This is a genomic window from Streptosporangium sp. CA-135522, from assembly GCF_050949235.1.
GTDB lineage: Bacteria > Actinomycetota > Actinomycetes > Streptosporangiales > Streptosporangiaceae > Streptosporangium.
Window position 1 is genome coordinate 4,553,712 of record NZ_CP192026.1, and the last position, 23,575, is coordinate 4,577,286.

Annotated in this window: 21 protein-coding genes and 1 pseudogene; 9 read left to right on the top strand and 13 right to left on the bottom strand. The window is 69.1% G+C overall.

Annotated features, from left to right (window positions below):
• Positions 1-173 precede the first annotated feature (173 nt).
• From ACQPYK_RS21135 to ACQPYK_RS21170, 8 genes are all read left to right on the top strand, one after another.
• Positions 174-2,015 carry an HAD-IIIC family phosphatase gene (locus tag ACQPYK_RS21135; RefSeq protein WP_433257658.1) on the top strand — a complete coding sequence of 614 codons (1,842 nt, stop codon included), beginning with the start codon at positions 174-176 and terminating at the stop codon, positions 2,013-2,015.
• Positions 2,008-5,220 carry a condensation domain-containing protein gene (locus ACQPYK_RS21140; RefSeq protein ID WP_433257660.1) on the top strand — a complete coding sequence of 1,071 codons (3,213 nt, stop codon included), beginning with the start codon at positions 2,008-2,010 and terminating at the stop codon, positions 5,218-5,220. Before ACQPYK_RS21135 ends, ACQPYK_RS21140 begins: the two co-directional genes overlap by 8 nt.
• A 5-nt stretch (positions 5,221-5,225) precedes the next feature.
• Positions 5,226-6,548, top strand: a complete 1,323-nt coding sequence (locus ACQPYK_RS21145) for an MFS transporter (protein ID WP_433257662.1) — start codon at positions 5,226-5,228, stop codon at positions 6,546-6,548.
• Positions 6,545-6,781, top strand: coding sequence for a hypothetical protein (locus tag ACQPYK_RS21150; RefSeq protein ID WP_433257664.1), 237 nt, complete (start codon positions 6,545-6,547; stop codon positions 6,779-6,781). The genes ACQPYK_RS21145 and ACQPYK_RS21150 overlap by 4 nt, the downstream gene beginning before the upstream one ends.
• Positions 6,774-8,318, top strand: coding sequence for a tryptophan halogenase family protein (locus tag ACQPYK_RS21155; protein ID WP_433257666.1), 1,545 nt, complete (start codon positions 6,774-6,776; stop codon positions 8,316-8,318). Before ACQPYK_RS21150 ends, ACQPYK_RS21155 begins: the two co-directional genes overlap by 8 nt.
• The gene (locus tag ACQPYK_RS21160) at positions 8,315-8,821 is read left to right on the top strand and encodes a flavin reductase family protein (protein WP_433257668.1); all 507 of its coding nucleotides are present in this window, start codon (positions 8,315-8,317) and stop codon (positions 8,819-8,821) included. Before ACQPYK_RS21155 ends, ACQPYK_RS21160 begins: the two co-directional genes overlap by 4 nt.
• 28 nt (positions 8,822-8,849) lie before the next feature.
• The gene (locus ACQPYK_RS21165; RefSeq protein ID WP_433257669.1) at positions 8,850-9,059 is read left to right on the top strand and encodes an MbtH family protein; all 210 of its coding nucleotides are present in this window, start codon (positions 8,850-8,852) and stop codon (positions 9,057-9,059) included.
• A gap of 256 nt (positions 9,060-9,315) precedes the next feature.
• On the top strand, positions 9,316-10,134 hold the full coding sequence (locus tag ACQPYK_RS21170) for a class I SAM-dependent methyltransferase (RefSeq protein ID WP_433257670.1): 819 nt from the start codon (positions 9,316-9,318) through the stop codon (positions 10,132-10,134).
• A 460-nt stretch (positions 10,135-10,594) separates the two neighbouring features.
• On the opposite strand, the gene ACQPYK_RS21175 is transcribed toward ACQPYK_RS21170, so the two are convergent.
• From ACQPYK_RS21175 to ACQPYK_RS21230, 12 genes and pseudogenes are all read right to left on the bottom strand, one after another.
• Positions 10,595-11,158 (bottom strand): CARDB domain-containing protein, encoded by a 564-nt coding sequence (locus ACQPYK_RS21175; protein ID WP_433257672.1) that lies wholly within the window; start codon positions 11,156-11,158, stop codon positions 10,595-10,597.
• Between the two features lie 40 nt (positions 11,159-11,198).
• Positions 11,199-11,720, bottom strand: a pseudogene (locus ACQPYK_RS21180) (transposase); the annotation flags it as partial.
• A 141-nt stretch (positions 11,721-11,861) separates the two neighbouring features.
• Entirely contained in the window at positions 11,862-13,706 is a 1,845-nt protein-coding gene (locus ACQPYK_RS21185; RefSeq protein WP_433257674.1) for an ABC transporter ATP-binding protein, read from the bottom strand.
• Positions 13,703-14,221, bottom strand: coding sequence for a hypothetical protein (locus ACQPYK_RS21190; RefSeq protein WP_433257675.1), 519 nt, complete (start codon positions 14,219-14,221; stop codon positions 13,703-13,705). The genes ACQPYK_RS21185 and ACQPYK_RS21190 overlap by 4 nt, the downstream gene beginning before the upstream one ends.
• Positions 14,222-14,249: 28 nt before the next feature.
• Positions 14,250-14,756: a MauE/DoxX family redox-associated membrane protein gene (locus ACQPYK_RS21195; protein WP_433257676.1), complete on the bottom strand. Its 507-nt coding sequence runs from the start codon at positions 14,754-14,756 to the stop codon at positions 14,250-14,252.
• Positions 14,757-14,836: 80 nt separating this feature from the next.
• A complete protein-coding gene (locus ACQPYK_RS21200) occupies positions 14,837-15,016 on the bottom strand; it encodes a hypothetical protein (protein WP_433257679.1) in 180 nt (59 codons plus the stop codon).
• Between the two features lie 92 nt (positions 15,017-15,108).
• Positions 15,109-16,128, bottom strand: coding sequence for an ArsR/SmtB family transcription factor (locus tag ACQPYK_RS21205; RefSeq protein ID WP_433257681.1), 1,020 nt, complete (start codon positions 16,126-16,128; stop codon positions 15,109-15,111).
• A gap of 63 nt (positions 16,129-16,191) precedes the next feature.
• Entirely contained in the window at positions 16,192-16,665 is a 474-nt protein-coding gene (locus ACQPYK_RS21210; RefSeq protein WP_433257683.1) for a S26 family signal peptidase, read from the bottom strand.
• A gap of 206 nt (positions 16,666-16,871) precedes the next feature.
• The gene (locus ACQPYK_RS21215; RefSeq protein ID WP_433257684.1) at positions 16,872-19,685 is read right to left on the bottom strand and encodes a PQQ-binding-like beta-propeller repeat protein; all 2,814 of its coding nucleotides are present in this window, start codon (positions 19,683-19,685) and stop codon (positions 16,872-16,874) included.
• Positions 19,679-20,425 carry a hypothetical protein gene (locus ACQPYK_RS21220; RefSeq protein WP_433257685.1) on the bottom strand — a complete coding sequence of 249 codons (747 nt, stop codon included), beginning with the start codon at positions 20,423-20,425 and terminating at the stop codon, positions 19,679-19,681. The genes ACQPYK_RS21215 and ACQPYK_RS21220 overlap by 7 nt, the downstream gene beginning before the upstream one ends.
• Before the next feature lie 226 nt (positions 20,426-20,651).
• Entirely contained in the window at positions 20,652-20,834 is a 183-nt protein-coding gene (locus ACQPYK_RS21225; RefSeq protein ID WP_433258874.1) for a DNA alkylation repair protein, read from the bottom strand.
• A 218-nt stretch (positions 20,835-21,052) separates the two neighbouring features.
• The gene (locus ACQPYK_RS21230; protein ID WP_433257687.1) at positions 21,053-22,120 is read right to left on the bottom strand and encodes a P1 family peptidase; all 1,068 of its coding nucleotides are present in this window, start codon (positions 22,118-22,120) and stop codon (positions 21,053-21,055) included.
• Positions 22,121-22,490: 370 nt separating this feature from the next.
• On the opposite strand from ACQPYK_RS21230, the gene ACQPYK_RS21235 reads away from it, so the two are divergent.
• Entirely contained in the window at positions 22,491-23,000 is a 510-nt protein-coding gene (locus ACQPYK_RS21235; RefSeq protein ID WP_433257689.1) for a hypothetical protein, read from the top strand.
• Between the two features lie 239 nt (positions 23,001-23,239).
• On the opposite strand, the gene ACQPYK_RS21240 is transcribed toward ACQPYK_RS21235, so the two are convergent.
• Positions 23,240-23,575, bottom strand: coding sequence for a hypothetical protein (locus ACQPYK_RS21240; protein WP_433257691.1), 336 nt, complete (start codon positions 23,573-23,575; stop codon positions 23,240-23,242).

A 23,575-nucleotide genomic window follows, 5' to 3' on the forward strand; every position in this document is an offset into this window, starting at 1 on the left:
CGGCGCATTAGTAAACGTTTCTTTTCGGGATCCGCTCGCGACGCCATGAATGGTGTTGTCCCAACGCCTTGAAAGCGCATTGCGAGGGAGGTCGGAATTTCCATGGACACATCAGCGGAGGACGCTTTTGTGCGCGAGTTCGCCGCGTGGGAGCCTCAGCCCGGGAACGGCCGATGAGTGACCTGTTGGAGGCCCTGCACGCCGCCGTCGAGGCGGGCCGCGTGCCCGGCTCCGCCGTACGTGCTGAGCTGGCGGCCTGCCGCGACCCGCAACTCGTGCGCCGCGCCGGCCGCCTGCTGTCCCGCCTTCCGGCCGGCGAGGATCACGTGCGCGTTCGCGTGCTGGCCACCTGCTCGATCGGCGCGTTCCAGCCGATGTTGTACGGCGTGCTGGCCGGGGCGGGGGTGAACCCGCTGGTGGAATGCGGGCAGTACGGCGCCTTCGAGCTGGAGATGGGCACGGCCAACCTCCAAGCCGACATGGTGATCTGCCTGCTCGACGACTCCTACTTCCTGCCTGCCGACTGGCATCCCGCCGACCTTGACGGCCTGGGCGAGCACCTGGAGGGGCGTCTCGCAGACCTGCGCGGCCTGCTGGAGGCGGCTGCCGCCCGCTCGGCGGCGACCTTCGTGCTGCACACCGTGCCGCTGCCTGCGGTGGTGAGTGACACCGTCATCGGGCTGCGCGGCCGAGCCCGGCTGCAACGCCATTGGTACAGGCTCAACGCCGGGCTGCTGGACCTGGCCGGGGAGCACGGTCAGGTGGCCGTCACCGACCTGGCCGGAGAGCTGGCCGAGACGCCAGTGGCGGCCCGCGATGACCGGCTGCACCATTTCGGCGACCTGCCCTACACGGACGGCGCCCTGCTGGTGCTGGCCAGGCAGGTCCGCCGCGTCGTCCAGGCCACATTGGGCCTCTCGCGCAAGGTCCTGGCGCTCGACCTGGACAACACGCTGTGGGGCGGCGTCGTCGGCGAGGTGGGCGGCCCCGGCCTGGAGCTGGGCGGGCTCTACCCCGGCAAGAGCTACACGGCGCTGCAGCACACCGCGCGGCGGCTGCGCGAGCAGGGCGTGCTGCTGGTACTCGCCAGCAAGAACGATGCCGACCTGGTCGAGGAGGTCATCGCCACGCACCCGGAGATGGTGCTGCGCGGCGAGGAGTTCTCCGTCCTGGCCGTCAACTGGGCCGGCAAGCCGGACAACTTACGGGAGACGGCGAGCACGCTCGACCTCTCGCCCGACTCGTTCGTCTTCATGGACGACTCGCCCGCCGAGCGGGCGGCCGTACGTGTGGAACTGCCAGGCGTGGCGATCGTCGCGGCCGACGGCGACCCGGCCCACCTCGCCCGCCGCCTGGTCGAGCCCGGCTGGTTCGACGTGGTGGAGGTCACCGAGTCCGACCTGCGGCGGCCGGAGATGTACCGGTCGCGGGCGCTGCGCCAGGACTTCGCCGGGACCTTCGGATCCGCCGCGGACTATCTGCGGGCGTTGTCCATCAGGCTCAGCCCGCAGACCGTCACGCCCTACACCGTGGCCCGGGTGGCCCAGCTCGCCGCGCGTACCAACCAGTTCAACCTGGCCGGGCAGCGCTTCGACGAGGCGCGCACGACCGCCATGATCGAGGACCCCGGCCACCTGGTCGTGGCGTTCTCCGTGTCGGACCGGTTCGGTGACGAGGGCGTCGTCGGCGCTGCGTGGCTCGACCGCTCCGGCCGGGATGGCGGCTCGGCATCCCGGTGGTGCGTGCTCGACCTGGTGCTGAGCTGCCGGGTCCTCGGCCGCGGCGTCGAGCGAGCCATCGCCGGGTGGCTGGCCGCCACCGCGCGGCAGGCGGGCGCGACCCGCCTGATCGGCAGGTACGCGCCATCCGAACGCAACGGGGTGGCCGCCGGGTTCTGGACGTCGGCGGGCTTCGCCCCCACCCGGGACGCGGAGCTGTTCGAGCTCGACCTGACCGGCTACAGCGACCCGACACCGGAGTGGGTCGCCGTCGAAGAGAGGACCCCCCATGCGTGATCAGGTCGAGGCGGCGGTGCTGCGAATCCTCAGCGACGTGCTGGAGACCACCCCTCGAGAGCTGGCCGAGCGGCCGGAGCTGGTCGAGCACGGCTGGGACAGCATGGCGTTGCTGGAGGCGTTCGTTCAGCTGGAGAGCCGGTTCGGCGGGACGCTGGACTTCCTCGCCTGCCAGCAGGCCCGTACGGTCGCCGACCTGGTGAACGCCGTCACCCTCGCCGCTCGCGTCTCGGGGCGGCGCGTGGATGACGGAGGCGCGGACCCCGGCGCCCGGTTGGCCGAGGTGCGGCGCCGTTGGAAGGAACGGTCAGGGAAGGAGCGGGCGGAGGAGGGCGGGCGCCGGGTCGCGTTGCTGGCGACGTTCACCGTCGACCCGCTGACGCCGTACTTGGGGACCGCGCTGGCCGAGGCTGGGACTCCCGCGCAGGTGTGGGCCGGCCCCTTCAACCAGATCGAGCGCCAGTGCCTGGAGGACGACTCGCCCACCGCCCACTTCCGGCCCCGGACGCTCGTGGTCGCGCCTCGCCTGGAGGAACTGTGGAGCGGCCTGCCCGAGCCGGGAGCGCACCCCCCTGAGGCGTACGAGACCGACGTTCTCTACCTGGCCGGAGCCTGCTTACGGGCGGCCCGGCGGTGGCGGGCGGAGCTGATTTTCGTACTGCCCGCCGTACCCGAGGAAAGGCCCGCGGGAGACGACGGGAACCCGCGCGGGGTGGCCGCGACGGCCGCGCGCGTCAGGCAGGCGCTGCGCGATCGGCTGGCGGCGCACCAAGGCGTGTTGGTGCTGGATGCCGAGGGTCTGGTGCGCAACCTCGGCAGCGCACACGTCTACCGGCCCGAGCTGCTGGCGGGCGCGCGGGTTCCGTTCAGCGAGGAGTACTTCGACCTGTTGGGGCGGCGGCTCGCCCAGCTGGTCGGCACCGCCGATGAGGTACGGGCGGAGGAAGGCGACACGCCGACGCTGCGCGGCTTCCTCGACAGCTTGCGCCTGGAGGTGGACTGCCGGCCGCTGAAGCCCGAGGCGGCGGAGGAGGCCGCGGATCTGACCAGGAGGGTGAGCGAGTTCCACCTGAACGGGCGAACGTGGAGCGCCGAGCGGATCACCGAGCTGGTGGAGAGCGGTACGCACACCTGCTGGGAGGTGATTGTCCGCGACCGGTTCGGCGACCACGGGGTCAGCGGGGTCGTGCTGGCCCGCCCGGAAGGGGAGTCGTTGCTGGTGGAGGCATGGGTGCTGACCTGTCCCGTGCTCGGCAAGGGCGTGGAGGATCGGGTGCTGGAGAGGCTCAGGGAGCTGGCGGGCGAGCGCGGACGCGAAACGCTCGCCTTCGCCTATCGCGGTGGAAAGCGCAATGACGCCGCCCACCGCTTCCTTTCGGGTCTCGTCTCGGTCGACAGGGAGGCCGACACCACGCTCAGGATCCCCGCGACCGACCCCATGACGAGTACGGCGAGCCGGAAGGACACCGCCCGGCGGCAGGCGCCGATGGCCGGGCTGGGGCGCAGGCGGCCGAAGAGGAGCACCGCCGACGCGGCACTAGGGCACTTCGCCAGCGCCGCCGACATCGTGCGTGCCATCGAATCCCGCGAAGGGACTCCCGCGCCCGCTACGGACTCCCACGGCGGACCGGCGGAGCCGAAGGGCGATACGGCCTGGGAAGTGCTGGCCGAGCTGTTCGCTGAGGTCTTGCGGGTGGACTCGATACCGCCTGACCAGGGGTTTTTTGACGCAGGCGGCAACTCGATGCTGGCCCTGCAGCTGATCGCCAAGGCCAACAAGGCGGGGCTGCGCATCACCCTCCAGCAGGTGTTCAAGCACCAGACCGCCGCCGCGCTGGCCACGGCGGCCGTCCCGATGGCCGCTCCGGCGGACGCCCAGGACATCGGAGGGCCCGCGCCGCTGCTGCCGCTGCAAGCTTGGTTCTTCGGGCTCGACCTGGCCAACCCCAACCACTTCAACCAGTCCCTCCGCTTCGAGATGCCGTACGACGTGGACCCGATCGCGCTGCGGCGCGCGGTGGCCGCGCTGGTCGGGCACCACCCGGCCACTCGGATGCGCTTCACCGCCACCCCGGCCGGGCACCGCCAGATCGACGATGGCCCTCCCGCCCAGCCGCCCTTCATCCACCTCGACCTGAGCGACACCGACCCCGCGACCTGGGATGCGTCGGTCACTGAACACGAGAACGGCCTCCAGCTCGGTATGGACCCTTCGCGGGGACGCCTGGTGGCCTTCGCGCTCTACACCTTCGGCCCGTCCAGACCGCCCAGGCTGCTGGTGATCTTCCATCACCTGGCCGTGGACGGCATCTCCTGGCGCCTCGTGTTCGAGGACCTGCAGGAGGCCTACCTGCAGGCCGTGAAGGGCGGTGCCGTACGGCTGCGCCCGGCCGGGATGAGCCCGCCCGCCTATGCCAGGAGGCTGAACGCCTACGCCCAGTCGCCGAAGGCGCTGGCGGAGCTGCCCCGCTGGCTGGACGAGAGGCGGAGGAAGGTCGAGCCGATCCCGGTGGACCTGCCGGACGGCGACGCCAGGGGGCCGTTCACCCATGGCGAGACGACGGTGTTCACCCCCGAGCAGACGCGAGTGTTGCGTGATCGCGCGGTAAACCTCGACCACGTGCCGGTCGACCGGTTACTGCTGGCCGGGGCGACCAGGGCGCTGGCCCGCTGGACCGGCCGCGACCTGTTCATGGTCGACGTGGTCAACCACGGCAGGGAGCCGTTCCTGGAAGGCGTGGACGTCTCCAGGACGGTGGCCTGGCTGGTCATGAACGTGCCGGTGTTGTTGGAGGTGGACGGCGCCAGAGCCGTGCGCGATCTGGTTCCCGAGGTGGACCGGCAACTGCGTGACTGGTCCTCCGCCGACGGCGGTGGCGACCAGCTCCTGCGGTTCCTTAGCCAGGACGAGTCGGTCAGGCGACGCCTCGCCGAGTTGCCCAGCTCCGAGGTGGAGTTCTCCTACGGCGGCAGCCACCCCGGCTACGAGGACAACCCGGTGCTCGGCAGGTACCTGGAGGTGGAGTCGCACGACATGGACCCGCGCGCAGCAATCCCGCACGCCCTGCAGTTCGACACGATGATCTTCGGCGACCAGCTCCAGCTGGAAGTCCGCTACCGCGCTACCCGCTATCGCGCGGCGACCATGCGAACCCTGCTGCGGGACTGGGCCGACGGCCTCCGCGAGCTGGCCGGGAGGAGCTGAACGACATGATTAAGGACCTGAGGAAGGTCTTCCTGATCGTCTGGGCAAGCCAGGTGATCTCGGCGCTCGGTACCGGGCTGACCGAGTTCTCGCTGGGGGTGTTCGTCTACCAGCGCACGGGCTCGGCTACGCAGTTCGCCCTGGTGCTGCTGTTCACGATGGTGCCAGGCATGCTGCTCTCGCCGCTGGCCGGGGCGCTGGCCGACCGTTGGGACAGGCGGCGGTTGATGCTGCTCAGCAACGGCGGCTCCGGCCTCGTGGTGTTCGTTCTGATGCTGCTGCTGCATCAGAGCTGGCTGGGGTTATGGCACATCTACGTGGCCGTCGGAGTGCTCGCGCTGTGCAACGCCTTCCGCGACCCCGCCTATCACGCCTCGGTCAGCCAGCTGGTGACCAAGGAGCAGGCCGGACGGGCCAGCGGCATGGTGCAGAGCGGCGACAACCTGGGCCAGCTCGGCGCGCCCGTGCTGGCCGGCATCCTGATCGTGGCGCTGGGTCTGCCCGGTGTGCTGATCATCGACGCGATCAGCTACGTCATCGGCTTCGGTGCGCTGCTGCTGGTCGTCTTCCCGCCACTGGACCGTTCGGACGCGCACGACAGGCCGTCGCTGCTCAGGGACACTGCCGACGGCTGGCGCTACATCATGCGCTTCCGCGGCCTTCTCTACCTCTTCCTGTTCGGCGCGTGCACCAGCCTCACCGTGGGGCTGACGCAGGTCGTGGTGACTCCCATGGTGCTCAGCTTCACCACGCCCGCCTTCCTGGGCGGGGTCAACTCCTTCGCCGGACTCGGCATCTTCCTGGGCGGCGTGCTGATGGCCGCCTGGGGCGGGCCCAAGAAGCGGGTCACCGGAGTGCTGCTGTTCGGACTGACGCAGTCGCTGGCGCTACTGCTCATCGGGCTGCACGCGGACGTGGTGACCATCGGGGCCGGCGTGTTCTGCTATCTGTTCAGCATCCAGATGGCCTCCGGCTGCGAGGCCACGATCGTGCGGGCGTACGTGCCGGACGCCATTCAGGCCCGAGTGTTCTCGTTGCGCAGGTTCGTGGCCTGGTCGACGCTGCCGCTGGCCTACGTCCTGGCCGGGCCGCTGGCCGGCCTGTTCGACCCGCTGCTGGCGCCTTCGGGCTCGCTGGCCGGCAGCTTCGGCCCGTTGCTGGGCACAGGGCCGGGCCGCGGCATCGGCCTCATGATCATGATCATGGGCGCGCTGTTCCTGCTGGTCGTCCTCGTCAGCTTCGCCAACCCCCGCCTGCGCCACGTCGAGGCCGAGTTGGAGAGCGCCGACCCGGAAACCGGAGACCTGAAGGTGAGTGAACGATCATGAAGCACTACTGCAGAGCCTATCCCCTTGCAGAGCTGCGCCGATTCCCGGCCTGGAGCCAGGAGGACGCCCTGCCCGGTGACACCGTCGTCTACCTGTGGAACGACCTGACGGTCGTCACCAACCCCGTGGTGCCCGAGCAGGGCGTGCTGTGGGAGAGCGTCACCGACGACTGGGCGCGCTTCTGCCGCGTCAACCTGAAGTTCGAGATTCTGGAGGGACTGAGCGATGAGTAAGCGGATCGTGATCGCCGGAGGTGGTACGGCCGGCTGGATGACGGCCTCCTACCTGCAGGCCAGCCTCGGGGAGCAGGTCTCCATCACGCTTGTGGAGTCGCCGGCCATCTCCACGATCGGCGTGGGCGAGGCCACCTTCAGCACGATCAGGCACTTCTTCAGCTACATCGGGCTGGAGGAGCACGAGTGGATGCCGGCCTGCAACGCCACGTACAAGCTGGGCATCCGCTTCAGGAACTGGCGCCACCCCGGACACGACTTCTACCACCCCTTCGAGCGGCTGGGGGTGCTGGACGGCTACTCGATGGCCGAGTGGTGGCTGCGGTGCGGCCCCACCGACAGGTTCGACCGCGACTGCTTCATCATCGCCAACCTGTGCGACGCCATGCGCTCCCCGCACGCGCTGAACGGCGAGCTCTTCGAGGCGCAGGCGGACGAACCGGCCTCCGGCGGCCGCACCACCATGGCCGAGGAGGACAGGCAGTACCCCTACGCCTACCACTTCGACGCCGCCCTGCTGGCCGACTTCCTCATGCGCCGATCAACCGGCCAGGGTGTACACCGCGTGGTCGACTCCATCACCGAATGCCTGCGTGACGAGAACGGCATCGCCGGGCTGGTCACCAAGGAGCACGGCACCATCGAGGGCGACCTCTACATCGACTGCACGGGTTTCCGTGGCCTTCTCATCAACCAGGCGCTGGAGGAGCCGTTCGTCTCCTTCCAGGAGTACCTGCCCAACGACCGCGCGGTGGCGCTGCGCGTGCCGACTGACATCGAGCGCGACGGCATCCAGCCTTACACCACCGCCACCGCCATGGACGCCGGCTGGATGTGGACCATCCCGCTGTTCGGCCGCAACGGCATGGGCTACGTCTACTCCGAGCAGTTCTCCACGCCGGAGGAGGCCGAGCGCAAGCTGCGCGAGATGGCCGGTCCCGCTGCCCAGGACCTGGAGGCCAACCACATCCGGATGCGCATCGGCAGGAGCCGCAACTCCTGGGTCAAGAACTGCGTGGCGATCGGCCTGTCCAGCGGGTTCGTCGAACCGCTGGAGTCGACCGGCATCTTCTTCATCCAGCACGGCATCGAGCAGCTGGTCAAACACCTGCCTGGGGGCACCCCTGACCCGGTGCTGGTCGAGCACTACAACCAGCTCGTGGCCAGGTGCATCGACGGCATCTGCGAGTTCCTCGCCTTCCACTACTACACCGCCGCCCGACGCGACAACGACTACTGGAAGGCGACCAAGGAGCGGGCACTGCCCGGTGACCTGGCTGAACGGGTCAAGCTGTGGCAGTCCAAGCTGCCCGACGCCGGCAGCATCTACCCCTACTACCACGGCTTCGAGCCGTACTCCTACATCTCCCTGATCATGGGCATGGGCGGGGTGCCGGTCAGGCAGCGGCCGGTGCTGGACCTCTTGGACTCCAAGCAGGCCGAGGCCGAGTTCGAGAGCATCAGGCGCCGCTCGGACCAGGCCGTGGCCGGGCTACCCAGCCAGTACGAGTACTTCGCCCACATGCGACACATATGAAGATCAACCGAGAGGCCCTGGGCGCCCCCGCATTCAGGTCGCTGATGGCGGGCCATCCCAGTGGGGTCGCGGTGGTGACCACGCTGGACGCCGCCGGCGAGCCGCAGGGCCTGACCTGCTCGTCGCTGTGCAGCGTGTCGGTCGAGCCGCCGCTCCTGCTGGTGTGCATCGCCAACCACAGCAGGACGCTGGCCGCGCTGGACTCGCTGGGCCTGTTCGCGGTGAACCTGCTTCACGACCACGGCAGGGACGTGGCCAGGCACTTCTCCTCCAACCTGGGTGACCGCTTCCGCGCGGTGACCTGGGCCGGCACGAAGGAGGCCGACCTGCCGTACCTGCCCGACGACGCACATTCGGTGGCCGAGTGCCGCCTGCACAGCGTGACGGTGGCGGGCGACCACACCATCATCGTGGGCGAGGTCTTCTCGGTCGATCACCTCGCTCCGGCTAGGCCGCTCATATACGGGCTGCGGCAGTACGCGGCGTGGCCCAAAGAAGGCTGATGCCGACATCACCCGAAGGAGACAGGACATGCCTGCCGATGACGACGACCGCACGTACACGGTGGTCCTCAACGACGAGGAGCAGTACTCGATCTGGCTCACCCACCAGCCGATCCCCCCGGGCTGGCGAGAGGCCGGCAAACAGGGCGTCAAACAGGAATGCCTCGCCTATATCGACGAGGTCTGGACCGACATGCGCCCCCTGAGCCTGCGCCGCCACATGGACGCCTCCGCGTAAAAGAAAATGGCGGAATATAAGAGCTCTTCAACGCCACACAAAGAATGCTTTGAGAAGAAACGAGTGGTCTGATAACGTCGCCCGCATAGTCGCATTTGGGGCTTTGTCTGGAATTCGGCGGACCGCACGTTGTGAACGGTCTTGGACATATTGCCGGTCCCCGCGAGGCAATGCGACAGGTCGTTGTTCTGTGATCGCGCTCGATAGGACAGCCGTCCGGCGCCGACCGTCAAGTCGTAGAGAGGTTCCATTTACCATGGATGACCGCAGCCGCATGCAAATTAATCAGGCGGGCTGGAACCAGCGAGCCCAAGCCCACCTCGGCTCGAGCTATTACGATCTCGATTCGTTCCGGGCCGGCGAGAGCAGCCTGCGCCCGCTGGAGGTGGCAACGATCGGGGACGTATCTGGAAAGGACGTCCTGAACCTGCAATGCCACATCGGGGTGAACGCCATATCCTGGGCCCGGCAGGGCGCCAATGTAACGGCCGTGGACTTCGCCGAGTCCGCTCTGGAGATCGGCCGTGGACTGGCCAAGGACCTCGACGTAAACGTCAATTTCGTGCAGGCCAACGTCTACGATCTGCCTGGCGTGCTCGAGGGTTCCTTCGACGTCGTCTACGCCGACCAGGGGACGCTCTACTACCTGCCGGACCTGTCCGCTTGGGCCAAGGTCATAGCCCACTTCCTCAAGCCTGGAGGGATCTTCCACATCGTGGAGATCCACCCGATCCTCGGCGCTTTCGACGAGGTCGACGGTGAAATGCGGCTCCGCACGTACCCGATCACCAACGGTCCTCACGAATACGTCATCAGCGATACCTACGGGGACGAGTACGGGGACGTTCAAGAGATCGAGCCCTACACGAGTTACACCTGGCGGTGGACCATTCCTGACGTCATGATGGCGCTTATCCAGGCTGGGCTGCAGATCGAGTCATTCACCGAGGAGCCGGTCGACTGCCGGCAGCGCTTCAGTTCGATGGTCCGTGACGACGAGGGCAAGGGACTCTGGCGTCTGCCTGGAGACCCACTCCCGATGTCGTGGGCCTGCTCGGCACGCAAGCCAGCGTAGGCAACGGGCACTCGCCCCTTCCTTCTCACCTGGCCGAGCAGGGGAAGGCCTGCTCGGCCAGGCCGTCGCATCGGGCGGCACACCCTGCGTCGTGGACGGCGAGCCCCCGCTCACGCAGGTCAGGCAGAGGCCGGCAGCATCCGTCGCCCCTGCGCCCTGAAGCGTCGACACCTCCTGGCGGACCGCTGGCTTGCGACGCCACCGTGGACGAGTACGCCGGGCACTACAACAGCCATCGCCCGCTGTGGTGCCGATGGAAGGCCGGATCCAGCGCCGGAGGGTACTCAGCGGAGCGATTGACGAGTACGCCAGCTCAGACCACGTGCAGGAGTTTTGAAGCCGCGCTCGACTTCCGGTGCTCGTATGAGGAGCGATCTTGCCACGGGCCCGTTGTTCGCGTGATCTGGTGGGTGGCCCGGACCTCATAGGGGAAGTCCGGGCCATCGTGCCGGGGTTGGGGTCAGCAGCTGCTGGTGGTGTTGCCTGCGTCGCTGGTGCAGGTGTCGCTGCCGAGGCCGCCGTTGGCGGTGTCGCCGCCGGCGCCGTCTTGGACGTTGATGTTGTCGTTTCCGAGGTTGCCGCTCATGGTGTCGGTGCCGCTGGTGTCGGACAGGACGTCGTTGCCGTTCTGGCCGTTGAGGTCGTCGTTGCCGTTGGTGCCGATGATCGTGCAGCCCAGGCCGTTGTTGACGGTGGTGTTCTCGGCGTCGCTGTCGTTGCCGGAGACCGGGTCGGTCTCGGTGGCGTCCACGGCGGCGGTCGCGGTGACCGTACCGGTCGCGGTCGGGGACAGGGTCAGTGTGATCGTCGCGGACGCCGAGGAGGCGAGGTTGCCGAGGGTGCACGAGACGGTCGGCGCGGTGATGCCGCACGATCCCTGAGACGACGTCGCCGATACGATCCCGGCGGACGTTCCCGACAGGGTGATCGAGCTGGTGGTACCGGTGGCCGGGTCGGGGCCGTTGTTGGTGACGGTGAAGGTCGCGCCGAGGTTGGCGGGGTCGGCCGAATCGGCGACCGACACGCCTAGTGCTGTGACCACATACGTTCACCGGGTTGGGTGATCACGCAGCGAGTGGGAGAGGGCGTCCGCCGAAGCGGATGCCCTTTTCGCTGCGGATCCGGGCGCGTTCTCGGCGCTGGGCGGCCAGGACGTCGGGGTGGCGGGCGTTGGCGTTGCGCCAGCGCAGGTAGGCGTGCAGGACCCGGGTCTGCACCGTGTGGTTGGGATGATCGGAATTGGCGATGGTGAACTGCCGCAGCGGCCCGAAATGTGCCTCGATCGGGTTGGCCCAGGAGGCGTAGGTCGGGGTGAAGCACAACTCGACCTTGTGCCGCCTGGCCCAGGTGCGGATGCGCCAGTTCTTGTGCGCCGAGAGGTTGTCCAGGATGACGTAGATCGGGGCGCCGTCCGGGCGGGCGGCGCGGATCGACTTCAGCGCGGCCCAGGTGTGAGCGATGCCTTTACGGCGCCGGTTGATCCCCCACAAGGTGTCGTCACCGATGGAGTAGCAGCCGTGGAAATAGGTGACTCCATGAGTGCGCCGGTAGGTGGCCGGCAGCCGGTCCGGTCGCCCTTGGCTCGCTGATCCCTGCGCGGCACCGACGCGAACACCTCGGCCACGAACGCGGCCAGTTCACCCCGGAGTCGCTCGATCTCTTCCACGTTCACGCGGGCAGCATGCCGAACCCACCACCGAAGATCAAATCAACCTAACGAAGTACTACTAGGACACCTCCTGGTAGCCACTGGCCTGCAGGGTGAACAGTCTCGCGTACTCTCCCGCCGCCGCCATGAGCGCTTCGTGCGGCCCGCTCTCGATGATCTTCCCTTCGGACAGGACCACGACGAGGTCGGCGTCCCTGACCGCGCTCAGGCGGTGGGAGATGAGCAGGCTCGTCCTGCCCTCTCTGTGCCCACGGAGGTCGTGGTGGACGGCGTGTTCGGCCTCGGCGTCGAGGCCCGAGCTCGGTTCGTCGAGGATGAGCAGGTCGCGGTCGTTCCTGACGAAGGCGCGGGCCAGCGCGAGGCGCTGCCACTGGCCGCCCGACAGCACCACTCCCTGGGCGTCCTTGTCCGCGCCGTCGAGGTTGTCGAAGAAACGCCTGCTGAGCAGGGTGTCGTAGCCTCGCGGCAGCGCCGAGAGCCGCTCGTGGATCCCGGCGCGGGCGGCGGCGGCCTTGATGCGGGCGTCCTGGCCGAGCGCGTCGAGGTCGCCCACCGCGATGTTCTCGGCGGCGGTGAAGTCGTAGGCGACGTAGTCCTGGAACACCGCGGCCAGCCGGTCCCGCAATTCGGCGGGGTCGGCGTCACGCAGGTCCACGCCGTCCCAGAGCACCGCGCCGCGCTGCGGGTCGTAGAACCGGCACAGGAGCTTGACCAGGGTGGACTTGCCCGCGCCGTTCAGGCCGACCAGCGCCACGGACGTGCCGTACGGAATGAAGAGGTCGACGCCCCGCAACACCCAGGGGTGCTCGTCGCTGTAGCGGAACCAGACGTCGCGCAGTTCCACGCCCACGCGGAGCGGGGGCAAGGGCAGGGGCGCCGGTCGTACGGGCAGGTCGGGCTCCGCCCGCAACAGGTCCAGGTAGTGGCCGAAGATGAGCAGGGCCTGGTGCAGTCGCGAGAGCTGGGCCACCCCGCTGGACAGCGAGGCCTGCACCCCGGCCACGGCGGCGACGAACACCGCCACGTCGCCGGCGGTCAGCCGGCCCCCTGCCGCGGCGACCACCGCCCACACCAGCCCGGCGCCGCCGATCACCGCGCCGAGAAGGGCGAGCAGGCCGTGCCCTGTCAGCGCCCTGCGGTCAAGGGCCCGCTCCGACTCGTGCACCGCGCGGACCTCGGTCAGCAACCGTCCCCGCAGGAACGACCCGAGCCCGAACAGCCGCACCTCCTTGGCCGACTCCACCTCGGTGAGGAGCTCGGCGTAGAAGATCTGCCTGCGCATCGCGGGGCTGACCCTCCAGTCGAACCGCACGCGGCGGCGGCTGAGTGACAGCTGTACGGCCAGCGAAGGCAGGACGGAGAGCAGCACCAGGCCGGTCATCACCGGACTCAGCACGATCAGCGTGCCGACGAAGCCGCAGACGGTGACGAGGCCCTGCGCCAGGCCCAGCGACGGCGAGATGATCTGGCTCGACGCGCTGCCGCCCGCCTGCTCGGCGAGCCTGAGGCGGTCCCTGAAGCGCGGATCCTCGAAAGGCGCCAGCCCCACGAACCTGTTGACCGCCTCGAGTAGCCGGTCCCTTGTCGCCAGGTCGATTCCGCGCCTGAGCTGGCCCTCCACGTACTGCGACAGGTGCGGCAGCAGCGCGCCGGCCAGTCCCACCGCGCCCAGCGCCACGGCGGGCGCGAGCACGTCGGCGATCCCTGAGCGGCCTGTCGCGAGCGCGTCGAGGATCAGTTTGGTCAGCCAGGCGCCGGCCACCGGCAGCACTCCAACGCCGATGACCACCGCCACCGAGGTGAGCGCCGCGACCGGTCCCGTCTCCCACGCGAGCCGCCACGCCGTACCAGCTCGCCGTACCAGCTCCCTGCCCCCCGCACGCTCCACTGGGCCGGAACTCACGCGGTGACCGGGGCGCCGAGTCCGAGCACGCTCACCGCGCCCGACCTGACCCGGCCGTCCTCGCCCACCAGGTAGAAGGAGGGGAAGGCGCTGACGGAGAACTCCGTGACCACAGGACCGTTGGGCGGCTCGGCCACCACGGTCGCGGCGGATCGCATGGCCTGGATGTAGGAGTCGCCGCCGGGACCCGACACCACGGCCAGGACCTGCGACCTGTCGTAGCCGGCGTCCTCGACCAGCCTGAGGAAGTGCGGCACCTGCGCGGGGCAGGCCTTGCACTCGGTGTCGAAGAATCCGATCAGCGCCGGACGCCGGGGGGCGCCTTCGCCGTTAAGGCCGGTCGCCACGATCTCGGGGATCCTCGACCCCTTGGCGAGCAGTTCGGGGCCGCCGGTCCGCTGGTCGGCCAGCTTCGCGGAGTGCTCACGCAGGCGACGGATCACCGCGAAGGTGAGCACCAGGTTGAGGGCGCTCACGACGCCGACGAGGACCACGGCGGCGATGAGGAACGGCATCAGGCTTCCTGCCTTTCTGGTTGGGCGGTCATGACATCGGCTTCAGGACGTCGGCCAGATCGTCGAAGAACACCAGCACGGACGCCAGGGCCGCGGCGGCGGCGAGGCTGAGCACCACACCCGCGAGCTCGGGGGCGGCGCCACCGGCGTGCACGGCCCAGCCGAGCACCGCGACGGCGGCCGCGAGCGTGTTGCGCACGACCTGCGCGAATCCGAGCGGCGTGGCGGTGACCCCGAAACACCGGCACGTCCCCGACGTGCCACGGCGAAGCGCCAGCCAGATGGCCGCGGCGAAGGCGGTGAGCAGCCCGGCTCCGAGCGCGTACCCGGCTGACACGCTCATCGGTACGGCCAGCAGCACGACGACGCCCGCCTCCGCGGTCACGACGGCCGCCGCGACCGGGACGGGGGGAAGACCTGGCGCCAGATCGGGCACCGAGGCACGGAAGCCGTCCCATCCGGCGAGCTTGCCGACGAACGCGGCCAGGAACACCAGCCCGGTCGTGAACCGGCAGATCAGATCCACGTACTCCATGGCGCACCCCTTCTCCTCACCGATGGCCGCCCATGGCCGGCGGTGTCATCCGGCCATGGGCGGGTTACCGGACGAGTGCGTCAGCAGCACTCGTAGCAGCCGACGTACGTCGAGCAGTCGGACCGCTGGCAGGTGTACGCCGTGTGGTCGAGCCAGTGGTAGCACCAGCACCAAGGGACGCACCCGATGGCGTCCGCGGTGGTGGAGGGAAGCAGGCTGTTGAGCATCCTGTCCCCGAGTGCCTTCAGTGAGCGGGTCATGCGACCTCCCAGATGTGGGCAGTACCACGATCAGGATCACGATCTTCAAAGGGGGCCGCAATCTATTCGGCTACTCACCGAAATGCGACAAATCAGACAGCGGATTCGAGTAGCCCGTGTCCCAGCGCGGTGAGCACGTGCCGCACCGCGCGTCCCTCCCGGTAGGTGACCACCAGCCCGGCCAGCCGCAGCGCCGTCATGTGCTCGGACACCGTGGACGCGCTGACCGCCAGCGACTGGGCAAGCTCTCCCGTCGCCCGCCCCGCGCCGATGGACCGCAGCACCCGCGCCCGCGCATGGCCCACCACCCTGGCCAGCGCGTCCACCGAGGCCGTCCCCTGAGCCGTGGGCTCCGACCGCTCGTCGGTCACAGGGTAGGCCAGCACCGGCCGCCGCGCGTCAGGACTGAAGGCGACCGCCACGAACCGCTGGCTCGCCGACAACAGCGGCGACAACGCCAGCCCCCTGGCACCCGGCACGACCTCGGGAGCGTGTACGCCCGAGGTGTCGATGTGCAGGGCCGAGTCCTCCCACCGCAACCGCGGGCTCAGCGTCGACAGCGCATGCCCGAGCCCGTGAAGGCAGATCGCCTCGGCCCTGCTTGCCAGGTGCGTCTCGAGCTGCCGCCGGATCCCGGCCCACTCGGGCGCGATGCAGCTGGTGTAGAACGCCCGCACCGCGTCGGCGACCTCCCGCAGCCCGGACGCGCTCCCGCGCAGATAGGCCTCCTCGCACCTACCGGGCCTCGCCGACTCGCTCAGCCCCGCGTCGCCGAGTTGCCCCGGATACGCGAAGCCGTACGGCTCCACGGGCTGCTCCGCACCGCCCAGATTCGCCAGGGCTTCCAGCTCGTCGCCGATAGTGGGCCGGGTGCTCTCCATCAGGGGCACGCTCATCCACACGAACCCGGTGTCGGTCATGGCCCCGGCGTCGACCCGCTCCAGGAAGGCTGCCGCGCGTGGAGGCACGCGCTGGGCCAGGTCCCGCCAGAACGACCCGGTGGCCGCGTAGCCGGGTTTACGCAGACAAAGCGCGGCGAACAGCGTGTGATGCAACGGAGAGATCGTGAACGTGGTCCTGGCCAGCCCCGCTGCCGTGAAGACCAGGCGCACGCCGCACCCCCAGCTGCCCTACCCCGTTGTCAGGCATGTCCGACATATCGAATTATGATGATGTCAGGACATGCCGACAAGGGCTCGCAACATCACACCCAAGACCCTGTCGAAAGGGACATAGCCCCATGCCCTCGAATCGGAACTGTGGACGCCGTCGCCAAGGACCACAAGTTGCCCCGGCGGAACCACGGTTCCGGCGGGCAGCCCCTGCTGGTCCACGACCTCCTCGGGCACCGGGTCACCCGGCATCGCGGCGATCCGCTTGACCAGCCAGTCGGCCGCCGCCGGGTCGGGCAATGGCCCTGTGCCCCACTGCCGCCCCGGGCCGATCGGCTCGAGGACGACGATCTGGCCCCGGCGCAGCCGTTCGGCGGGAGTCCGCCGCAACAGCACCCGGTCACCCGGCTGGAGAGTGGGCACCATGCTGGTCCCCCGCACCCGCACGACGACCAGCAGCCGCCTGGCCACGAGAAGCGCGGAGGTGGCGAGCAGCACCGCCAGGAGGAGCAGACGTCTGTGAAGGCGGGATCGCATGGCGCGAGCCTACGACACCGTCAAGGACAGGGGTGAGAATCGTCGCGGTAGCCGAGCCCTCCACCGACATGGGCCGGCGTTACCGCCGAAAACCGTTCCGATCCTCCTCCAAAGCCTGTTCCGGCCGCGCCCCGGCAGGCCAGAGACATGATCATTACTTGGCGCCGACCAGACCCGAAACCAGTGACCCGATGCCCCGCCTCCGGTCACTTCGGCTCGGTGCGCCAGCTCGATGGCGCCGGTCCAAGCGGTGCAGGATGCGCTGTGGACGAGGTGACCTGGCCGCCTGCCGCGGGCAATGCGTACACGTTGCCGTTCGAACTGCCGACGTACACAAAGCCACCTGCCACGACAGGCCTGGTTTCGACGGTGCCGCCGGTTTGGAAGCTCCATCGCACCGTGCCGGTGGCGGCGTCGAGCGCGTGAAGCGTTCCCTCGTTGTCTCCGACGTGAACGGTCCCGCCTTTCGCCACGGGGCCGGAGGTACGACCCTTGCGCAACGGGAAGCTCCATCGCGCCGCGCCGGTGGCGGCGTCGAGCGCGTACAGCCTGCCGTCGGCGCCGCCGGCGTACACGAGTCCCTGAGCCACCGCGACGTCCCACTTGAAGCCGGGCCTCTCGCCCTCGGTCTGGAAGCTCCACAGCCGCGTGCCGGAGCCGGCGTCCAGCGCGTACGTCGTGCCGTCCTTGTCGCCGAGGTACACGGCCCCGCCGGCCACCACCGGACGGAAGTCGACAAAACCATCGATCCCTGAGCTCCATCGGACTTTCCCGGAGGAGGCTTCCAGCGCGTGCACCTTGCCATCGGTGCTCGCGGCATAGACGACCCCGCCGGCCCGCACCAGATGGGTGTGGTCCTGTCCTCCGCCGACCCGCAAGCGCCACTTCCGGGCTCCCGAGGCGGCGTCCAGCGCATACACCATGCCGTGGTCGCTGCCGACATGGACGACTTCGCCGGCCAGCACGGGATCGGGGTTGAGGATGTCGCCCTCCGGCCGGAAGGTCCACAGCCTCTTGCCGGAGGCCCCGTTCAGCGCGACGACCTCGGCGTTCACGGCCCAGGCGGGGTTCCTGGTCCAGACGTAGAGGCGGCCCGCCGCGACCACGAGGTCGCTGACCACATTGATCCTGCGGCTCCACCTCATGCGACCGGTGGCGGCGTCCAACGCCACCAGCCTGCCGGAAGCGTTCGCCGCGAACACGGTGCCGTCCATCACCACGTGATCGAACAGAAGGGAACCGCCCGTCTGGAAGCGCCACCGCATCGCGCCGGTGGCGGCGTCCAGCGCGGACACCGTGCCATCGCCACTTGTGGCGTAGACGACATCGTCGACCACCACCGGCTCGGTTCGGACGACCGCGTCGGTCGGATGGCTCCAGCCGCCCTCGCGCGCGGGACCGGGAGCGCGGACTCCAGGCTTATAACGTGCGAGCAGATTGTCCCGCAGCAACGGGGAGATGAGCCGCACCGCCTGTCGTGAGGGAGAGCTCAGCCGGACGATGACGGGACCCACGTTGATGATCGTCGCGCCGTAGAACCCGTTCGTCCTGGCCACGGTGTAGGAGAGGAAGCCTGGGCTCTCAGTGGTGGGATCAAAGGCATCGGCTTCTTTGATGGCTCCGACCTCGGCGGTGAACAGCTTTCGCGCGCCCGCGCTCGACGAGGACACCCATTCCACGGAGAGCGAGACGACGGCGCCGTCGTCTGTGGGCGGTATCCAGTCGCATTTCGCCGGCTTCGGCGGCGCCGTTCCCGCCGGATCGTCCGCTCCGGGAACCGCACGGTAGCCGTCCGCGAGGACGGACAGGTCACGGCCGGTCAGCAGGGCGCAGGCATCCGGCCAGGCGCTCGCCGGGACATCGCCGAACCGGGCGGGGCCGCCGGAAAGTCCGTAGATCAGCTTGTACGCAGTGATCCGGCCGTCACCGGGGACATCGCTGTGCACGAAGGCCATGTCCCGGATCGCCCCGACAAGGGACACAAGATGGGAGGGCATGTCGAGCGGCAATCCGCTGAGCCGTCCGGTGCCGGAGTCCAAGGAGATCAGGTAGGCGGGCAACGGCCATCCGTTGTGCAGGAGGACCCCGCCATGGTCGGCTGCCGCAGGGTACGAGCCGGCGAACAATGGCGGGCTCCAGCGGCTCGGGTTCATGACCCTCACAGCTTCCGGGGCGGTGGACAGCAGGCGGCCGTCCGCCCCGTAGAAGAAATCACTGTTGCCCGCCGAGGCGTGAACATATCCCTCCGCATTGGCCGTGAGGTGTATCGGAGGGCTTCCGCCCGGCGGCGAGGAGAACGATGACAGCAGGCGCGTCCAACCGTGCCGCAGCGTGCGCGGATCCATCGAGGCGAGCCGCAGCTTACTTCCCGCGCAATAGCTGAGGAGCGTCACCGATCGGGCGGTTGCGGCACCTCGCAGGTGGCAGCCTCGCGGATACGTCCCCCGTGCCGTGGTCGCCCCGGTCCGGAGATCAAGGGCATGGATGTCGAGGGGTTCGGCCGAGCGCTCGAACACCACGATGCCGCGCTCGGTCACCATGATCCGCGGGCCCCGGTACGCGCCGATGCCTTCCGTCCGGGGCTGATGACTGGAGACGGCGGTCGTGCGTCGCCACAGCGTGGCGCCCGTGGTCAGGTCATGGCCGTCCAGGGCGTGGTCGACGATGTCCGGCGTTCCTCTGGACACGACCAGCGTGTCCGCCGCGATCCACACGCCGGTGATGGGCGCGGTGAGAGCCGGGTCGGCGGGGATGGTGCGCCGGAGCTCACCTGTACGCGGATCGTGGATCCGCACGGTGCCCTGGCGCGTCGCCACGGCGACCGCGTGGTTGGACACGGCGTAGCGCGGAGTCTCGAAGGGCGGCTCGCCGGTGTCGGCGTCCGCAGGCACCGACCACGCCGCACGCCACTCGACGGGCACGAGCGGGAGCTGCGGAGCGTCCGCGGCCGCGGCTGAGCAGGCCACCAGGACCACCGCGAGCAGGACCGCGACCGAGCGGCGCCCGTGCACGGTCAGCACCCCTTGATCTTTTGGATCTTCCGCTCGATCGCGCATGCCTGGCCGCGAGAGATCGGCTGCCAGCCACCGAGCGGGGAGAGGGCGTAGTAGGCGCGGTAGGCGTCGGCAGTGCCGGTCACCTGGAACGGGTTCTTGTCCGGCCCCTCGATCGTAATTTGCTCGGTTCGGTCCTCCGCAAGCACGGTGACCAGGAGATCGAACTCGTAGTACGCCGCCTTGCCCTTGATCGACATGGAGAGGGTGACCCGCTCGTCCCGTTTCAGGTCTATCTGCTTTTTCCTGAAGTACGAGGTGTCCAGGTCCTCGGCGGCGGCAAAGCGGGGAGCCGGCTCATCGAGATCGGCGGAGAGTGCGATGGTGTCGACCTCTCCGGCGGGGGTGTAGACCAGCAGCGCGCCGTCCGAGACCGGCTTGCGGTCGAGGACGCGCGGCTTGATGTCGACGATGCGCAGGCTGCTGCGGTTCCCGATGAGGACGACGGTGATGTCCGCCTTTTCGAGCGGGGCCCAGTGATGACGCGCCATGACCGCGTCACGTCGCGAGCCGGACGCGTGGCCCAGCAGGAGCGCTCGTTCTCCGGGGTCGGTCACCGGCTTCCTCAGGGCGGTGTCCTGCGCGGAGTAGTCGACGGCCACGTGGCCGACCTTGATCGGAGGCTCCCCGCTGATCCGGTCGACCGTGTCGGGTCCGCGTGCGTTGAACCAGGCGGTGAACACGACACCGACCGCTGCAATGATCACAGCGCTGAGGATTCCCGCCAGCCACGTCCGCATGACCTTCCATCGCCCGGACCCGGCCGGACCGGCCTCCTCGGCCCGAGGGGTGGGAGCCGCATTGGTTCGAGCGGATGTGGCACGCCTGTTCTGGCGCGCTTTGGTCATGAGACGCCCCCTATGAACGGCGAACGGCAGCTGACTCTTCCCTCGCTACATAGCTATACATTGGCCGGACGGCCGCGGTGTTGAGCTATCGAGGAATTTCCCATGCGCCGGACAGGTTCCTGAGTGTCTCGCGGCGGCTCAGGCCCGAAATCCCCTTCGCCTTCACATGCCGGATGACCTCGCCGGGATTGATCTCGGCGTGTTCTCGTAACGCCCACTCGGTCGCCTTGCGCGCGAAGAAGTCGTTGTCCGACAGGCTCGGCTCGATGCGCGCCTACAGCGGAGGGCGAGTTCACTCTCGGCGCTCTTGAGTTCCTGCCGGGCCTGTTCCGTACGGCGATGCTCGGTGCGTGCCTGGCGAACCCAGGCGGTCATTCCTGTGACGGAGGCCGCAGCGGCAAAGACCACCGCTGCGAGATCTGCCGCGTTCACTCTTTCGCCGGTCTTCACCGGCAAGGTTTCCAGCGGCCTCCCTGCCCGAGGGCGTCAGGGCTTGAGCAGGTCGATGACGCGGGCGACCGGGAGCGCGGGGGAGCGGTGCCCGTTCCTGCCGATCGTCTCCTGCGCCCCGGTGAGGGCGTTGAGCACGGCCTCCTCCACCGCCTGCACCACCGCGGTGTAGAAGGGGTCCATCCGCCCCCAGGGCACGAACCGCAGGTTCTGGTAGTCCTCCTCGGTGACGAAGCCGCTCGTCAGCGCGCCCGCGTTGGCCGTGGAGAAGGCCAGGAAGATGTCTCCGGAGAAGTGGCTGCCCGTCGTGCCCGTCCTGGCCAGGCCCATCGGCACCCGGCGGGCCAGCGCCTTGCACTGTCCCGGCAACAGCGGCGCGTCCGTCGCGACGACCACGATCACCGACCCGGCGCCCGGCGGCATGAACCAGTCGGTCGTGCCCATCGGGTCGTCGTCCAGCAGCCGGGGGCCGATCTTATGACCGGCGATGGTCAACTCGTCGCGACTGCCGAAGTTCGCCTGGACGAACGCCCCCACCGTGAACGTGTCGGAGCCGTGCTCGATCAGGCGCGAGGCCGTACCGGAACCGCCCTTGAAGGAGTAGCAGTTCATTCCGGTGCCGCCGCCGGCGTTGCCCTCCGCGACGGGGCCTGAGGCGGCGGCCTCGATGGCGTGGGCGGCGTGCTCGGGCCGGATGTGAGGGGCGTTGATGTCGTTGAGGTAGCCGTCCCACGTCTCGGCCACCACGGGTAGCAGCCACTGGGCGGCAAGGCGCGGATGCGCGGCGGCCACCCAGTCGATCACCCCGCGGTGGACGGTGCCCACCGCGTGCGTGTTGGTGATCATTACGGGCAGGGTCAGCGCGCCGGTCTCCTCGATCCACGTGGTGCCGGTCATCTCGCCGTTGCCGTTGAGGGAATAGGTGCCCGCCGCGCACGGCGTGCCGACCTCGTCGCGGCCTCTCGGCAGGATCGCGGTGACACCTGTGCGGGCGCCGTCCTCGGTCAGGGTGAGGTAGCCGACCTCGACGCCGGGCACGTCGGTGATCGTGTTCCAGCGGCCGGGGCGACCGTCCAGGGTGATCGGCAGGTCGCGGGCTCTCATGTGGCTCTCCTCGAATCCGGGCCGTTCGTGGGCTGTAGGGGCGTAGCCTACGAGGCCGCCTCGTGAGGTCCCCGACTCGGGACCGACGGGTCGTGCAGCCTGAAGTGGCTTCCGGACGCGCAGCCGGGGCCGGACCAGGACACCGGGCCCTGCTGGGCGCTGTCTTCACCGGTGCTCGTCCGGCAACGCGGCCGAGGAGGCGTACGCGATGCCCGGGGTCACCAGCAGGGCGGCCGCCGTAACCGGAAGTGGTCATAGGGGCGTTGTCCGCGGAGGATCGACTTCGTTCTCGATCGGCGCCCGTACGGCGGCGAAGGCGCTACAACTGCGATCCAAACGATTTCCAAGTAAAACGGATCAAGCTGGGGGCATGACGAACCTATGGCGCCGAGCCGCCGCCGTTACAGGACTCCTGCTGGTGCCGTCGCTGATGCACGCGGCCCCCGCCAGCGCCCATCGCGGCTCCGGTGAACTGCTCATCCGCCTCGCAAGCCTGTACGCCGCCGACATCTCCGAGTCCGGCCACGACGAGCTCTACATGCTCCGCAGCGGCAATGGCCTGGTCTGGCCCAGCCAGTATCCGGGTATCAGCACCGCGCAGAACGACTGCATCGTCTTCGACTCCACCAGGGCCGCCTGCCCGCCCGGCAGCAACATCCGGCAGGCGGGGGACCAGAACATCAACTGGGCCAATCTCACGGCCTCCCCGAACGAGCAACTCACCCTCGAACTGCAGGAGGAGGACCTGGTCGGCGACGACAAACTGGGTTCGGTCCGCATCACCGCCGTCGCGGGCAGGAGCTGGGCGGTGACCTGGGCCAAGTCCGGTGACTTCGAGTATCGCTTCACCTACAGCGTCACCACGAACCCCTGGCCGTGACCGTCCGCGAACCGCCTGCCGGGGTGCGGTCACGATAAGCGTCGCAGGAGCACGGCGCAGGGCGGATGCCGGCGTGGCCGCCGATCCGCACGCTGTGTCCCGGACGCCTACGTGCTCCGCCTCCCGGCGCGGCTTGGTCTGTCGGCCAAGCGCCGCTTACCTGGAGGGTTTGAGCAGTTGCTCGATACTTCCAGGGAAGCCGGCTTGCGGCTGCCCGAGCGGACGACGGCTCTTGCGCCTCATGGCCGGGCGGGCGTTTCGGACCTGGGGTTCTGTGTTTCCTCGACCGGTTCCTCGACCGGTTCCTCGACCGGTTCCTCGACCGGTTCCTCGACCGGTTCCTCGGTCGCGGCAGCGGGATGCGCGGCGGGAATCGCGACGGCGACCACGGCCGCGACGAGCGCGACGTCGCAGCCGATCAGCAAGCCGGCGCGGAAGCCGGTCTGCGAGGGCAGGGTGTGGCCGCCCATGACGGTGGTGAGCCGGGAGAGCACCACACCGACCACCGCGGCGGCGACGGAGGTGCCCAGCGAGCGCATCAGAGTGTTGAAGCCGTTGGCGGCAGCCGTCTCCAT